Below are 14411 nucleotides of genomic sequence, written 5' to 3'. Positions count from 1 at the left end.
TGAGTGTGGGGAAGGCATGCGCTTCGGACGACAGATGCTCGAACACTGGTGGCTCGACCCCGACGCCACCTACCTGAACCATGGCACCGTCGGCGTCACGCCGCGCCGCGTGCTCGATGCGCAGCAGCGCCTGCGCGAGCAGATCGAGCACCATCCCGCGCGCTTCCTGCTGCGCGAGCTGATGAGCCTCGCGCCGCAGGCGCCCGCCGAGCCGACCCGCGTGCGCGCGGCGGCCGCGCGCGTCGCGGCCTTCGTCGGCGCCAGCGGCGATGACCTGGTGTTCGTCGACAACGCGAGCGCCGGCGTCAATGCGGTGCTGCGCTCGCTGCGGCTGCAGGCCGGCGACGAGATCGTGCTGTTCGACCATGCGTACGGCGCGGTGTCGCGCACCGCCGCCTTCGTCGCCCGCGAGCACGGCGCCCGCGTCGTCACGCTGGCGCTGCCGTTCCCGCTGGCCGACGAGACGCTGCCGCAGCGCCTGCTCGAGCCGGTGCTGAATGCCCGCACGCGGCTGGTGATCCTCGACCACGTCACGTCCGAGACCGCGTTGGTGCTGCCGCTCGCCCGCCTGGCGGCGCTGTGCCGTGCGCACGGCGTGCCGGTGCTGGCCGACGGGGCGCATGCGCCGGGCGCGATCCCGCTCGACATCCTGGCGCTCGGCGTCGACTGGTACGTCGCGAACCTGCACAAGTGGGCCTTCGCGCCGCGCGGCTGTGGCCTGCTGTGGGCCGCGCCGGACCGCCGCGACGGGCTGCACCCGCCGGTGATCTCATGGGGCCTCGACGTCGGCTGGCACCAGGAATTCGACTGGACCGGCACGCGCGACCCGACGCCGTTCCTGTGCGCCCCTGACGGCATCGAGTTCATCACCGGTTTCCTCGGCGAGGCGGCGATGCACGAGCACAAGCACGCGCTGGCGCGCCGCGCGGCGCTGCGGCTGGCGTCGTTGTGGGGCCAGCCGTGGCTGACGCCGGATGCGATGACCGGTTGCATGGTCACGCTGCCATTGCCGGCGCGGCTGGCGCACGGCGATGCCGCCGTGGCGCTGCGGCTGAAGAACTGGCTGTTGGACGAGCGCCGCATCGAGGTGCCGGTGATCTCGCGCGGCGATCGGCTGTTCGTGCGGGTCGCCGCCCAGGTCTACAACGATGACGACGACATCGAGCGCCTGGCGCACGCCGTCTCGGAGCTGTCATGACCAAGGCGACGCAGGAGACCAGGGAAGCCCCCGAAAGCAGCGCGCGCCGCTTCGCGACCGTCCGCGGCTGGGAGGCCTGGCTCGCCAGGAACCATGCGAGTTCCGACGGGCTGTGGCTGCTGATCTCGCGCCCAGGCGCCGAGAAAGGCTCGGTCAGCTACGCCGAAGCGCTGGAAGTGGCGCTGTGCCACGGCTGGATCGACGGCCCGAAGAAGGGTCTCGACGCGCACCACTGGCTGCAGCGCTTCACGCCGCGCCGAGCGCGCAGCCTGTGGTCGAAGGTGAACCGCGAGAAGGTCGCGGCCCTCGCTGCGCAAGGCCGCATGCAGCCGGCCGGCCAGCGCGAGATCGATCGCGCGAAGGCCGACGGCCGCTGGGACCAGGCCTACGACTCGATGCGCACGATCGCGGTGCCGCCGGACCTGCAGGCGGCGTTCGATGCCGAGCCGGCCGCGGCCGCCTTCTTCGCCACGCTGAACAGCAGCAACCGCTATGCGGTGCTGTGGCGCGTGCAGACCGCGAAGAAACCCGACACCCGCGAGCGCCGCATCGCGACGCTGGTCGCGATGCTGGCCCGCCATGAAAAGCTCCATCCCTGACCGCGATGGCTGGCGCAACATCTGCTTCAGCGGGATGGGTCGATCGCCGTTGGTAACACGTCGATGCCTTCGCGTTGGAGCGCGTGACTTTTCTCACGCGCCCCCTCGATGTATGACAACCACCGTCCGACCACCCCGTGGGCTCGGCTCCAATGAGTGCCCACCGCCGGATTTCGCAGCGATGAATTTCTGACCATGACGACGCCTCGCGCCCCCCAGAAACCCGACTTCGGCCCGACCACGCAGTTCGACACCGTGCCGGCCAGCGACGTGCTGCTGGCGGGTGCGCGCGTCGGCGGGTTCCGCATCGTCGAACTGCTCGGCCGCGGCGATTCCGGTGTCGTCTACCTGGCGCTGGATTCGTCGCTGCAGCGGCAGGTCGCGATCAAGGAGTATTTCCCCACCGCGATCGCGCAACGCGGCGACGGCGTCGAGGTGGTGCCGCGGCGCAGCGGCCATGTCGCGGCCTTCGAGGCCGGCCGGCGCGAGTTCCTGCAGCGCGCCAAACTGTTCGCCCGCTTCGAGCATTCGGCGCTGATCCGGGTGCAAAGCTTCTGGGAAGAAAACGGCACTGCGTACTATGCGATGAATTTCGTGCCGGGCCCGAACCTGGCCGGGGCGCTGAAGGCCTTGCCGCGCGCGCCCGACGAAGCCTGGCTGCGCGCGATGCTGACGCCGGTGCTCGATGCGGTCGACCTGCTGCATGCGGCGCAGGCCCACCACGGCGGCATCTCGGCCGAGGCGATCGTCGTGCGCGGGGTCGGCGTGCCGGTGCTGCTGGCCAGCGCGCCGCCGGCCACCGACGAGAAGCCGCTGGCACCGCCCGGTGCATGGAGCGACCTGCGGGCGCTCGCCAGCGTGCTGCATGCGGCGGTCACCGGCCAGGCCGCGCTCGGCGCCGCGGTGCCGCGCGTGCACCGGCCGCTGACCGGGTTGCCGTACGACCCGCGCTTCCTGTCGGGCATCGACCGCGCGCTGTCGGTCGACCCGCGGCAGCGCCTGCGCAGCGTGGCCGAGTTCCGCCGCTGCCTCGGGTGGGCGCCGCCGGCGGCCGCCCCTGCCGCCACGACGGCCCCGGCGTCGCCGCGCGCCGCGGCGCCGGTGCTGTCGGCCGCGGCCGAACGTGCGCTCGCGCCGCCGGTCCGCCCCGCCACGCGCAGTCCGGGCGGCAGCCGTGCCGAGCCCGGCTTCGGCGACTCCCGCTTCCAGTCGCGCTTCGACCCGCCGCCATTGCCGGTGGCGCCGCCGCGCCGCAGCGGCACCTGGCTGGTGCTGCTGTGCGCGGCGGCGTTGGCGGGCGCGGCGCTGTACCTGACGCTGCGGCCGCGTGCGCCCAAGCTGGCGCCGGTGCCGGTGCCGGCAGTGGCCTTGCAGCCGCTGGCCGCGCCGCTGCGCGCGGCACCGGCCGAGCCCGACAAGGCGGCCGACGACGACGGCCCCGAGGCCACGCCGGCGGCGCCCGCCGCGGCGACCGCCCCGCCGGTGCCTGAACCGGCGGCCGTCGCACCGGTCGAGGCCGCACCGACGGTGCACGCCGGCGCACCGGCCGCGTCCGCCACCGCGAAGCCCGCGGCCGATGCGATCGTCGCGAATGCGACCAACCCGCGCGCCGCCTGCGGCTCGCGGGTGAATTTCGCGCTGCTGTACTGCATGCAGGCGCAGTGCGCGAAGCCGCAGTTCGCGAAGCACGCGCAGTGCGACGAACTGCGGCGCGCCGGCGAAGTTCAATAGCACGGGGCACAACGGAACTGGAACTGCCCGCCGCCTGAGGTTACTCAGCGGGCGGGTTGGCGCGAGGCCGCCGACCGACTCACCCGGGAGTTCGGCATGCGGCGGTTTCAGCACGAGTTCAAGCACCTTCCTCGCCACCAGGCGCAGATCAGGCATGTGCCGGAGTCTTCAGAGGTCACCGTGGCCCGCGCCGGCCGCCCGCACCGCTGGACCCGCCGGTTCGCGACGCCGCCGTTGTTGAATGGCGTGCCCAGGCCGGCACCAAGCCGGACGGCCCTGCTGACCGGCATCCACTACATGGCCGTGCCCGATGCCGACACCCGCGATGCGCTGGAGGCGCTGGTGAATGCGTGGCGGCAGGCCGCCGATGCGTTCGGCGAATCGATGCTGCAGTACGCCGAGCGCCGACTGTTCGAGGGGCGCCACGTGCCGCTGCCGGTGGTCGACACGCCGCCGCCGGCCGAGGGCGTGCCGTTCGCGGTGCGCGCCGTCTCGAATGACGAGATGCAGCGGTTCGAGAAGCCGGTCGTGCGCATCGAGGTGCGCGCGCCCGACACGCTGGTGGGCCTGGGGGCGCTGATGGTGCGCTGGTCGGTGCTGGCCGACGGCCAGGCCTGGGACTTCATCGAGATCGGTTGCCGGCGCATGCTGCACGGCGCCTGAGCGCCACGGCTGTCGCGAGCCCGGCTCAGCCGAGGGCCGTCAGCACCTCGGCCAGCGTCGGCAGCGGTGCAACCGCGCCATGGCCGCGCGTGCTGAGTGCCGCCGCCACGTTGGCCAGCCGCGCCGCGCGGTCCAGCGTGTCGCCGGCCGACAGCCGCGCCAGCAGCGCGCCGGCAAAGCAGTCGCCGGCACCGGTCGCATCGACCGGCGTCACCGGGTGCGGCGCGACCAGCCGCGCGCCGTTCGAATCCGACACCAGGCAGCCGGCGGCGCCGAGCTTCAGCGCGACGCGCTTCGCGCCCTGGTCGTGCGACCAGCGCAGGATGTCGTCGTGGCGCAGCAGCCCGGTCAACGCGCCGATCTCGTCGATGCTCGGGAAGAACAGGTCGCAGTGCGCCAGCGTCTCGCGCGCGATCGCCAGCGCGCGGGCCGCCGGCCACAGCGCCGGGCGGAAGTTCAGGTCGTAGCTGATGTGCGTGCCGGCGCTGCGGGCGCGGGCGATGGCCTCGAACACCGCGTCGCAGGCCGACGCGCCGATGGCCTGCGAGATGCCCGAGCAATGCAGCCAGTGCGCGCCCTGCACGACACCCGGCGGCAGGTCGACCGGCCGCAGCCGGCTGGCGGCGCTGCCGGCGCGGCGGTACGAGAAGCGGTGCGCGCCATCGGTGTGCGTGACGAAGTACAGGCCGGTCTCGGCACCGGCGAGCCGCTGCACGCCCTGCGTCCCGATGCCTTCGTGCCGCCACAGCGCCAGCAGCTGCTCGCCGAACAGGTCGTCGCCGACCTGCGTCAGGTAGCCGGTGCGCGCGCCCATGCGGGCGGCGGCGATCGCGCAGTTCGAGGTGTCGCCGCCGAATCCGGCGAGGTAGCGGCCGTCGGGCTGCTGGTTGAACTCGGCCATCGCCTCGCCGATCGCCAGCACATCGAGCGATTTCTCCAGCATCTGTTCAGACGGCATCCGGTGTTCCCCTCGTCAACATGCGACCCGCGCGCTGCAGCACCAACGGCTGCGGCCCTGCAGCATAGGCGCGCACGCCGTTCACGTGCACCGAGGCAATCCCGATGCTCGCGCTGATCGGCGTGTCGTAGGTGGCGGTGTCGGCGATGCGGGCCGGGTCGAACACCACGACGTCGGCCATCATCCCGGGGCGCAGCAGGCCGCGCTCGGCGATGCGGAAGTTGCGCGCCGTCAGTCCGGTCATCTTGTGCACCGCCTGCTCCAGCGTGAACAGCTGCCGCTCGCGCCAGTAGCGCGCCAGCACGCGCGGGAACGCGCCCCACAGCCGCGGGTGCGGGTGGCGGTCGTGCGGCAGGCCGTCGGAGCCGATCATCGTGCGCGGGTGGGCAATCACCCGCTCGACATCTTCCTCGGTCATCTGGAAGTAGCAGGCGCCGCCCGGCTGCAGCCGGCGGCACGCGGTCTTCTGGTCGACGCCCCAGTCGTCGGCGATGGCCGACAGCAGCCGGCCGGTGTGCTCCGGGTGCGCGTCGCTCCAGGTCAGCATCACGTCGATCACGCCGTCGACCAGGTCCTCGCGCAGCACGGTCGAGCCGGCGACGTAGGGGTAGACGTCCATCGCGACCGGCTGGCGCGCGCCGAGCTGGTCGATCAGCGGCAGCGTTTCGCGGGTGCGGCCCCAGTTGGCCGGGCCGGCGCACTTGTGGTGCGAGATGACCAGCGGCACGCCGGCCTCGAACGCGGTGTCGCCGGCCTCGTGCAACGCCTCGATGATCTGCGCCATCTCGCTGCGCAGGTGGGTGGCGTAGATGCCGCCGTGGCGCGCGACGATGCGCGCGAGCTGCGTCACCTCGTCGGCCGGCGCCGGGTAGGCCTCTTCGTAGAACAGCCCGGACGACAGGCCGTGCGCACCGTCGGCCAGGCTGGCCTCGAGCAGCGCGGCCATGCGCGCGCGTTCGTCGGCGCTGGCCGGCTGCGACAGGTCGGCCACCGCCGCGAAGCGCAGCGTGGTATGGCCGACCAGCGCGGCGACGTTCAGCGACGGCTGCGCCGCCCGCACCGCATCGCGGTAGGCGGCCATCGTCGGGTAGCGGAACGAGCCGGCGCCGAGCAGGTTCAGCGGCGGCTTCGCGGCGTCGGTGACGAAGGGCGCGAGCGAGATGCCGCAGTTGCCGGTGACGACGGTGGTGATGCCCTGCGACAGCTTCGGCAGCCCGTCGGGGTCGCGCAGCACGATCGCGTCGTCGTGCGTGTGGGCGTCGATGAAGCCGGGGGCGATGGCCAGGCCGGTGCAGTCGACGGTCTCGACCTCGTCGGGGGGGATGTCCGCGGGCAGGCGCTCGCGCAGGCCGACGCCGGTGCGCAGGATGCGGTCGCCGGCGATCAGCACGTCACCGGTCCACGATGGATCGCCGGAGCCGTCGACGACGCGCCCGTTGTGCAGCAGCGTCACCTTCATGGCTTGGCCCCCACGCCGCCGCCATCCCAGCTCTGCAGCGGGTGCGTGCGCACGTCGATGCCGTGGCGCTGCAGCGCCTCGCGCACGTAGCGCAGCCGCTGCACCGCCGGGTCGCCGCGGCGCTGCGCGACCAGCACGGTCAGGATCTCGATCACGGTCAGGTGGGTCAGGTAGGCGTCGATGCCGACGTGCATCACCGCATCGTCGGGCACGCTGAGCGCGATCAGCATGTCGGCGCGTTCGGCCAGCGGCGTGCCGGGGCGGGTGATGCAGACCGCCTTCGCGCCCTGCGCGCGCGCGATGTCGACCGAGTCGAGCAGCGACGGCATGCCGCCGACGTGCGAGATCGCGATCACGACGCCGCTGTCGTTCTGCGCCGCGGCCGCGACCTGCTGCAGGTGGTAGTCGGCCCAGGCGGTGGCCGACAGCCCGAGGCGGAACAGCCGCGCTTGCAGGTCCTGCGCCATGAACCAGGAGGTCGACCCGGCGCCGTACAGGTCGATGTGGCGCGCGAACGCCAGCGCATCGACCGCGGCGCCGAGCGCGGCCATGTCGAGCTGCGCGCGCACGCCGGCCACCGACGCGGCCGCGCTGCGCGAGATCTTCGCGACCACCTCGTCGGCGCTGTCCTCGATGTTGACGCGGCGGTGCAGCGGCGAGCCGCCGAGCGCGAGCGCATGGGCCAGCGCGAGCTTGAACTCGCGCAGCCCTGCGAAGCCGAGGTCGCGGCAGGTGCGCATCACGGTCGGCACCGAGCTGCCGGCGCGCTCGGCCAGCGATTCGAAGCTTTCCTCGAGCACGCGGTCGGGGTCGTCGAGGATCAGGTCGAGGATCGCGCGGCGCGCGGTCGGTGCGCCTTCGCGCGCCGCGGCCACGTTCTCCAGCAAGGTACGTGTCATCTCAGTTCTCGGTTGCGTCTTTGCGCTCCGGGTTCGGCCGGAAGCGAATGACCAAGCGGACACCGCGGAACCGGCTTTGCCGGGCCGCTGGTGGCGCCCCCTCGAGGGGGAGCGCCGAAGGCGCTTCGGGGGTGGGTCATCCCTAGAAATGCATCGCCACCGCGTCGCTGACGCGGTAGTCGTTCTCGACGACCGGCATCCAGTGCCATTTGTCGAAGGTGGTGCAGGGGTGCGAGATGCCGAGGCCGATGCGCTCGCCGACGGCCGGGCCGCTGGCTTCGTCGGCTTCGGCCCAGCGCAGGTAGGCGTGCTGGTCGTTCAGCCCGGTGATGGACCAGCCGGCCGGCACCGGGCCGGCCTGCAGCACGCCGCGCGCGGCGCGCGCGATCGGCACCGGCAGCGCCAGGTCGAACGAGAGGTCGCGCTTGCCGACCGCAAGGATCGCGAGGCCCGGCTCCGGCCGCGACTGCACCATCGCCCACACCTCCATCGCCGGACGCAGCGTCTCGCCGCAGCCGCAGCCCAGGCGGGCTTCGACGCTGTTCACCATGCGCTGGTAGAAGCCGTGGTCGTGCGTCACGTAGCAGCCCGAGCGCAACAGGCCGCGCACCGGCCGCGCGAGCGACGGCGTCAGCCGGCCGGCCACGAGGTCGAAGATCGCGGAGCCGCCGGCCGACAGCAGCACCTCGTCGGAATCGAACAGGCCTTCGGCGTCGGCGGTCTTCGCGATCGCCTCGACGCGGTCCATCAGCGCCTTCGCATACGGCACGTCGGCGTCGGTCTCGCCCTTCGCGCCGAGGCCTTCGTAGCATTCGATGCCGACCAGCTTCACCGCGGCGCTCGCATGCAGGCGGCGTGCGAGCGCGCTGGCCTCGTCGTCAGTGCGCACGCCGCTGCGGCCGCCGGCCACGCCGACCTCGAGCATCGCCTCGAAGGGCAGTGCGCCGGGGTGGGCCCGGGCCCAGCCCTCGATCAGGTCGAGCTGCGCGAGCGAGTCGACCAGGAACACGATGCGCAGCCCGGCATGGCCGCGCAGCAGCGCCTGGATCGCCGCCAGGTCGGCGTCGTGCACCACCTGGTTGGCGATCAGCGTGCGGCGCGCGCCGGCGGCGACGCCGATCGCGAGCTGGTTGACCGTCGCGAAGGTCAGGCCCCACGCGCCGGCATCGAGCTGGCGGCGGAACAGCTGCGGCGACATCGTCGTCTTGCCGTGCGGTGCGAGCTGGATGCCCCAGTCCTGCGTGCGCTGCTGCATCCACGCGATGTTGTGCTCGAGCGCCTCGCGCTTCAGCAGCGCGAGCGGCAGCGGCAGGTCGCCGGCCAGCACGTTCCAGCCGGCGGCGGCGACCTCGCTGCGCCGGCGCGGCGACGCGGTCAGCGGATAGCCCTTCAGGCCGGGTTGCAGCAGCGGGTCGATCAGGTCGTGGGTCATGGTCGCAGCCCGGATGTCCATCCGGGTCCATCGGTCGATCCCGGATTGGCATCCGGGCTACTGAGAATGCAGGCGGAGAAACGCCCAGGCGCCTTCTCTTCCAGCGGCGGAATGGTCTGCGCGCACGCGTCGATCGCCTTCGGGCAGCGCGTGCGGAACACGCAGCCCGACGGCGGGTTCATCGGGCTCGGGATGTCGCCCTTCAGCGGGATGACCTCGGTCTTGTCCAGCGGGTCGGGCTTCGGGCTCGCGGCCAGCAGCGCCTGGGTGTACGGGTGCAGCGGGCGCGCGAACAGCTCGGCCGTCGTCGACACCTCCATCACGCGGCCCAGGTACAGCACCACCACCCGGTCGCACAGGTACTCGACCACGTCGAGGTCGTGCGAGATGAACAGCATCGTCAGCGACAGCCGCTCGCGCAGCTCGGCCAGCAGGTTGATCACCTGCGCCTGGATCGACACGTCGAGCGCCGACAGCGGCTCGTCGGCGACGATGAACTCCGGCTCCACCGCCAGCGCGCGCGCAATGCCGATGCGCTGCCGCTGGCCGCCGGAGAACTCGTGCGGGAAGCGGCTCGCATGCTCGGGCCGCAGCCCGACCAGGTCGAGCAGCTCGGCGATGCGTTCGTTGCGGCGGCCCTTCGCGAGCCCGTGCGTCGCCAAGGCCTCGTCGAGGATCGCGCTGATCCGCATCTTCGGGTTCAGGCTGGCGTACGGGTCCTGGAAGATGATCTGCAGCTTGCTGCGCAACTTGCGCATGCGCTCGGCCGACAGCGCGGCCAGGTCGCCGCCGCGGTACAGCACCTGGCCGCCGGTGCGCTCGATCAGGCGCAGCACGGTGCGGCCGATGGTGCTCTTGCCCGAGCCGGATTCGCCGACCAGGCCGAGCGTCTCGCCGGCGCGGATCTCGAACGACACGTCGTCGACGGCGCGCACCGGTTTGTCGGCGCTGCCGAAGTAGCGCTTGAGGTGTCGCACCTCGATCAGTGGTGTCTCGATGGCGCTCATGCCGCCGTCCTTTCCAGCGACGGCACGCGGATGCAGCGCGCCTGTCGCGATTCCTCGGTGGGCACCAGCGGCGGCACCGCCTGCGCGCAGGCGGGGATCGCCCGGTCGCAGCGCGGCTCGAACGCGCAGCCCGGCGGCGGCGCGAGCGGGCTCGACACCTGGCCGCGGATCGCGAACAGCCGCTTCGGCCGCGGCTGGCCCGGCGTCGATGCTGCGTGGGCCTTGCCCGGCAGGCAGGCGAGCAGCCCCTGCGTGTACGGATGCGCCGGCGATGCGAACAGCGGCCGCACCGGCGCCGACTCGACCACGCGGCCGGCGTACATCACCACCACGTCGTCGGCATGATGCGCGACCACGCCGAGGTTGTGCGTGATGAACAGGATGCTCATGCCGGTCTCGGCCTGCAGCCTTCGCATCAGCACCAGGATCTGCGCCTGGATCGTCACGTCGAGCGCGGTGGTCGGCTCGTCGGCGATCAGCAGCGTCGGGTCGCAGGCCATCGCGAGCGCGATCATCACGCGCTGGCGCATGCCGCCGGACAGCTGGTGCGGATACTCGTGCAGGCGCTGCGCGGCGGCCGGGATTTCCACCAGGTCGAGCATGCGCTTCGCATGCGCGAGCGCGGCGGCGCGGTCCAGGCCCTTGTGCAGGCGCACGCTCTCGGCGATCTGCTCGCCGACGGTGAACACCGGGTTCAGGCTCGTCATCGGCTCCTGGAAGATCATCGCCAGCTCGTTGCCGCGCAGCGCGCGCATCGGCGCATCGGCCAGCGTCAGCAGGTCGACCTCGGTACCGGCGCGCGTGACGAAGCGCGCGCTGCCTTCGACCTGCGCCCGCGCGGTCTTCGGCAGCAGCCGCATCAGCGTCAGGCTGGTGACCGACTTGCCCGAGCCCGATTCGCCGACCAGCGCGGTGGTCTTGCCGGGGGCGATCGCGAAGCTGACGTCGGCGACCGAGCGCACCAGGCCGTCTTCCGTCGGGAAGCAGGTGCTGAGGCCTGAGACGGTGAGGCGATTGGCGGTCATAGCGTCTTCTTCAGCTTGGGGTCCAGCAGGTCGCGCACGCCGTCGCCGAGGATCTGCAGCGACAGCGCCGTCACGATGATCGCGAGGCCGGGGAACAGCACGACCCAGAACGCGCGGTCGGCGTACTGCTGGCTGCCGGCCACCATCGTGCCCCAGGTCGGGATCTCCGGCGGCACGCCGACGCCGAGGAACGACAAGCCGGCTTCGGCCAGGATCGCGTACGCGAAGATGAACGACACCTGCACCAGGATCGGCGACAGCAGGTTCGGCAGGATGTGGCGCCACAGGATGCGCGAGGTGCGCACGCCCAGCGCCCGCACCGCCTCGACGAACAGCAGCTCGCGCACCACCAGCGTCGACGCCCGCACCACCCGGGCGACGCGCGGCGTGTAGACCAGCACCAGCGCCAGCACCACGTTCAGCAGCGACGCGCCGAGGATCGCGACCAGCGCGATCGCCAGCAGGATGTCGGGGAAGGACATCATTGCGTCGACCACGCGCATCAGCGGCGTGTCGAGCCGGCGGAAGAAGCCGGCCACCAGCCCGAGCAGCGTGCCGGCGAGCACCGAGCCCAGCGCCGTCAGCGCGGCGATCGCCAGCGAGTAGCGCGCGCCGTGCACGATGCGCGCATACAGGTCGCGGCCGAGCTCGTCGGTGCCGAGCAGGTGGGCGGCGCTCGGCGCCTTCAATCGCTCGAGCACCGCGGTGTCGTTCGGGTCGAACGATGCGAACCACGGCGCGCCGAGCGCCAGCACCGCGATGGCCAGCAGCAGCGCGGCCGAGACCATCACGATGCGGCGGTGCATCAGTTGCTTCAGCAGGCGAGGGACTTTCACAGCTTCACCCGGGGGTCGACGGCGACATACAACAGGTCGATCGCGAAATTGATCAGCACGTAGATCGCGGCAATCACCAGCAGCGCGCCCTGGATCACCGGGTAGTCGCGCCGCAGCACCGCATTGACCACCAGGTTGCCGATGCCCGGCAGCCCGAACACCGTCTCGGTGACGACCGCGCCGCCGATCATCAGCGCGACCGTCAGCCCGAGCACCGTGACCACCGGCACCAGCGCGTTGCGCAGCGCGTGCTTCAGCACCACCGTGCCTTCGCCGAGGCCCTTCGAGCGTGCGGTGCGCACATAGTCTTCGCCGAGCACGTCGAGCATCGACGCGCGCGTGAAGCGGATGATCAGCGCCGAATTCAGCACGCCCAGCACCAGCGACGGCAGCATCAGCGCATGGAAGCGCTCGCCGAGCGCGGCATCGGGCGCGCCGTAGCCCGACACCGGGAACCAGCCGAGCGACACCGCGAACAGCTGGATCAGCACGATGCCGAACCAGAAGCTCGGGATGCTGGCGCCCAGCATCGCGGCACCGGTGACGACCTGGTCGAGCCAGCGCCCGCGGTACACCGCCGACACGATGCCGCACGGGATGCCGATCAGCGCCGCGATGGCCACCGCCATCAGCGCGAGCAGCGTGGTCGGCTCGGCGCGTTCCCACAGCGCCTGCGTGACCGGGCGCTGCAGGAAGATCGACTGGCCGAGGTTGCCGTGCAGCACCTCGCCGATCCAGTACGCGAACTGCACCGGCAGCGGCTTGTCGAGGCCGTAGTCCTTCTGCACGCGGGCGATGTCCTCGGCGGTGGCCTGGTCGCCCAGCAGCACCGAGACCGGGTCGCCCGACGCGGCGCGCGTCAGCACGAACACCATCACCGCGACGATGGCGAGCACCGCCAGCATGCCGGCGAGTCGGGAGAGGAGGTAGCGATGCATTGGCTGCCTGTGCGGATGAAGCAGGACTTACTTGATCCGCGCGTTCCAGAAGAACGGCCAGGTCGCCGGCACGTAGCCGTCGAGCGCGAGGCTGCGCGCCGACAGCCCGTTGAAGCGGCCGACGTTGATGTACGGCACCTCGTCGTAGACCACCTGCTGCACCTTGCCCCACAGCGCGCCGCGCTTCGCGGCATCGGTTTCCTGGTTGAAGGCCGAGAGCGCCGCCTGCTTGGCCGGCGAGCTCCACCAGCCCGGCGCGCCTTCGCCGAGTTGCGGCGGCGACAGCATCGGCTCGGGGAACTGGCCGGAGTGGGTGACGTACAGGTCCCACAGCTTCGAATCGTTGCGGCGCTGCACCAGCGTGGCCCAGTCGACCACGTTCAGCTCGACCTTGAAGCCGGCGCGCTTCAGCTGCTCGGCCATCAGCAGCGCCATGTTGTAGTGGAAGTCGTACTGGCGGCTGGTCAGCACGCGCACCGGCTCGCCCTTGTAGCCGGCCTTCTCGGCGTCGTCCTTGGCCTTCTTCGCGTTGCGCTGGTTGTAGGCGTCGGTGCCGGCGTTCGAATAGAACGGCGAACCCTTCGGGAAGTGGTTGCCTTCGGCGCTGAAGAAGCGGGTGTCGCCGAAGCCGGCGGCCAGCATCTCGCCTTCGCCGATCGCGGTCTGCAGCGCGCGGCGCACGCCGACGTTGGCGGCCACGCCTTCCTTGGTGTTCAGCACCAGGTACGGGAAGCCGAACGACGGGGTCAGGATCGGCAGCGTCTTGCCGCCGGCCTTCTCGAGCCGCGACAGCGCCTCGACCGGCAGCAGGTCGGCGAAGTCGTACTGCGCCGCGAGCGCGCCTTCGACGCGGGTGTTGGCATTGGGCACCGGCACGAAGCGCAGCTCCTCGATCAGCGCTTCGCGCTTGCCGGCATAGCCGCTCGCGGCTTCCTTGCGGGCGCTGTACTTGTCGAAGCGCGTCAGCAGGACGTAGGCGTCGGGCTTGCGTTCCTTGAAGCGGTACGGGCCGGTGCCGACGAACTCCTTCAGCGGCGTCGCGATCGACTCCTTGGCCATGATCGCGGCCATGCCGCTCGGCAGCGCGAGCTGGGCCAGCAGCGGCGCATACGGGTTCTTCAGCACGATCTGCACCGCCAGCGGGCCGGTCGCCTTCAGGCTGTCGAGCTCCTTCGCGACCGCCTTGCCGCGCGGCGCCTGCTCCATCCAGCGCTGCAGGCTCGCGACCACGTCGTCGGCGGTCAGCTCGCGTCCGCTGTGCAGCATCACGCCCTTGCGCAAGGTGATGGCGTAGGTCTTGCCGTCGGCGCTGATCTTCGGTTGCGATTCGGCCAGCATCGGCACCACGTTCCACTTCGCGTCGAAGGTGTAGAGCGGTTCGTAGACGTGCTGCATGATGGTGCCGACCAGGTCGGCGGTGGAACCCATCGGGTCCAGCGTCTGCGGTTCGCCGACCATCGCGAGCGTCGCGAAATGGCGCGGGCCTTGCGCCTGCGCGGCGCCGGCGGCCCCGAGCAGGCAGGCGGCCAGGCCGAGCGCGGCGGGCAGCTTCAGCAGGGTGCGGCGGGGGAGGGATGCGGTGCGGGGCATGGCGGGTCTCCAACAAGGGCGTACGGCTGAAATCTGAAAGTATTTTTCAGAACGACGCGACTATGGAGCAATCCTT

General features: G+C 71.7%; 13 protein-coding genes. 4 read left to right on the top strand and 9 right to left on the bottom strand.

Translation table 11 applies throughout. The features are described 5' to 3' along the window. The first annotated feature begins 16 nt into the window (after positions 1 to 16). From FHT26_RS16535 to FHT26_RS16520, 4 genes are all read left to right on the top strand, one after another. Positions 17 to 1198 (top strand): aminotransferase class V-fold PLP-dependent enzyme, encoded by a 1182-nt coding sequence (locus FHT26_RS16535; protein WP_168561216.1) that lies wholly within the window; start codon positions 17 to 19, stop codon positions 1196 to 1198. Next, complete coding sequence (locus tag FHT26_RS16530; RefSeq protein WP_168561215.1) at positions 1195 to 1797, top strand: YdeI/OmpD-associated family protein; 603 nt, start codon at positions 1195 to 1197, stop codon at positions 1795 to 1797. The genes FHT26_RS16535 and FHT26_RS16530 overlap by 4 nt, the downstream gene beginning before the upstream one ends. 195 nt (positions 1798 to 1992) lie before the next feature. Then, positions 1993 to 3528 (top strand): protein kinase domain-containing protein, encoded by a 1536-nt coding sequence (locus FHT26_RS16525; RefSeq protein ID WP_168561214.1) that lies wholly within the window; start codon positions 1993 to 1995, stop codon positions 3526 to 3528. Between the two features lie 96 nt (positions 3529 to 3624). Beyond that, positions 3625 to 4191: a hypothetical protein gene (locus FHT26_RS16520; RefSeq protein ID WP_168561213.1), complete on the top strand. Its 567-nt coding sequence runs from the start codon at positions 3625 to 3627 to the stop codon at positions 4189 to 4191. A 25-nt stretch (positions 4192 to 4216) separates the two neighbouring features. Here FHT26_RS16520 and FHT26_RS16515 read toward each other — a convergent pair whose 3' ends face one another. The 9 genes from FHT26_RS16515 to FHT26_RS16475 form a co-directional block, all read right to left on the bottom strand. Next, positions 4217 to 5149, bottom strand: a complete 933-nt coding sequence (locus tag FHT26_RS16515; RefSeq protein ID WP_246867932.1) for a sugar kinase — start codon at positions 5147 to 5149, stop codon at positions 4217 to 4219. Next, complete coding sequence (locus FHT26_RS16510) at positions 5139 to 6608, bottom strand: N-acyl-D-amino-acid deacylase family protein (protein ID WP_168561212.1); 1470 nt, start codon at positions 6606 to 6608, stop codon at positions 5139 to 5141. The genes FHT26_RS16515 and FHT26_RS16510 overlap by 11 nt, the downstream gene beginning before the upstream one ends. After that, positions 6605 to 7507, bottom strand: a complete 903-nt coding sequence (locus tag FHT26_RS16505; RefSeq protein WP_168561211.1) for a MurR/RpiR family transcriptional regulator — start codon at positions 7505 to 7507, stop codon at positions 6605 to 6607. The genes FHT26_RS16510 and FHT26_RS16505 overlap by 4 nt, the downstream gene beginning before the upstream one ends. A gap of 142 nt (positions 7508 to 7649) precedes the next feature. After that, entirely contained in the window at positions 7650 to 8939 is a 1290-nt protein-coding gene (locus tag FHT26_RS16500) for an amino acid deaminase (protein WP_210427441.1), read from the bottom strand. Further along, complete coding sequence (locus FHT26_RS16495) at positions 8936 to 9946, bottom strand: ABC transporter ATP-binding protein (protein WP_168561209.1); 1011 nt, start codon at positions 9944 to 9946, stop codon at positions 8936 to 8938. Before FHT26_RS16495 ends, FHT26_RS16500 begins: the two co-directional genes overlap by 4 nt. Further along, positions 9943 to 10971 carry an ABC transporter ATP-binding protein gene (locus FHT26_RS16490; protein ID WP_168561208.1) on the bottom strand — a complete coding sequence of 343 codons (1029 nt, stop codon included), beginning with the start codon at positions 10969 to 10971 and terminating at the stop codon, positions 9943 to 9945. Before FHT26_RS16490 ends, FHT26_RS16495 begins: the two co-directional genes overlap by 4 nt. Next, positions 10968 to 11807, bottom strand: coding sequence for an ABC transporter permease subunit (locus tag FHT26_RS16485; RefSeq protein ID WP_168561207.1), 840 nt, complete (start codon positions 11805 to 11807; stop codon positions 10968 to 10970). Before FHT26_RS16485 ends, FHT26_RS16490 begins: the two co-directional genes overlap by 4 nt. Next, on the bottom strand, positions 11804 to 12745 hold the full coding sequence (locus FHT26_RS16480; protein ID WP_168561206.1) for an ABC transporter permease: 942 nt from the start codon (positions 12743 to 12745) through the stop codon (positions 11804 to 11806). The genes FHT26_RS16485 and FHT26_RS16480 overlap by 4 nt, the downstream gene beginning before the upstream one ends. Positions 12746 to 12772: 27 nt before the next feature. Next, on the bottom strand, positions 12773 to 14335 hold the full coding sequence (locus tag FHT26_RS16475) for an ABC transporter substrate-binding protein (RefSeq protein ID WP_168561205.1): 1563 nt from the start codon (positions 14333 to 14335) through the stop codon (positions 12773 to 12775). Positions 14336 to 14411: the final 76 nt, after the last annotated feature.

The sequence above is a fragment of the Rhizobacter sp. SG703 genome (assembly GCF_012275445.1).
Classification (GTDB): domain Bacteria; phylum Pseudomonadota; class Gammaproteobacteria; order Burkholderiales; family Burkholderiaceae_C; genus Rhizobacter.
The sequence above is the reverse complement of the archived record's forward strand: the minus strand, read 5'-3'. Positions and strand labels throughout refer to the sequence as shown.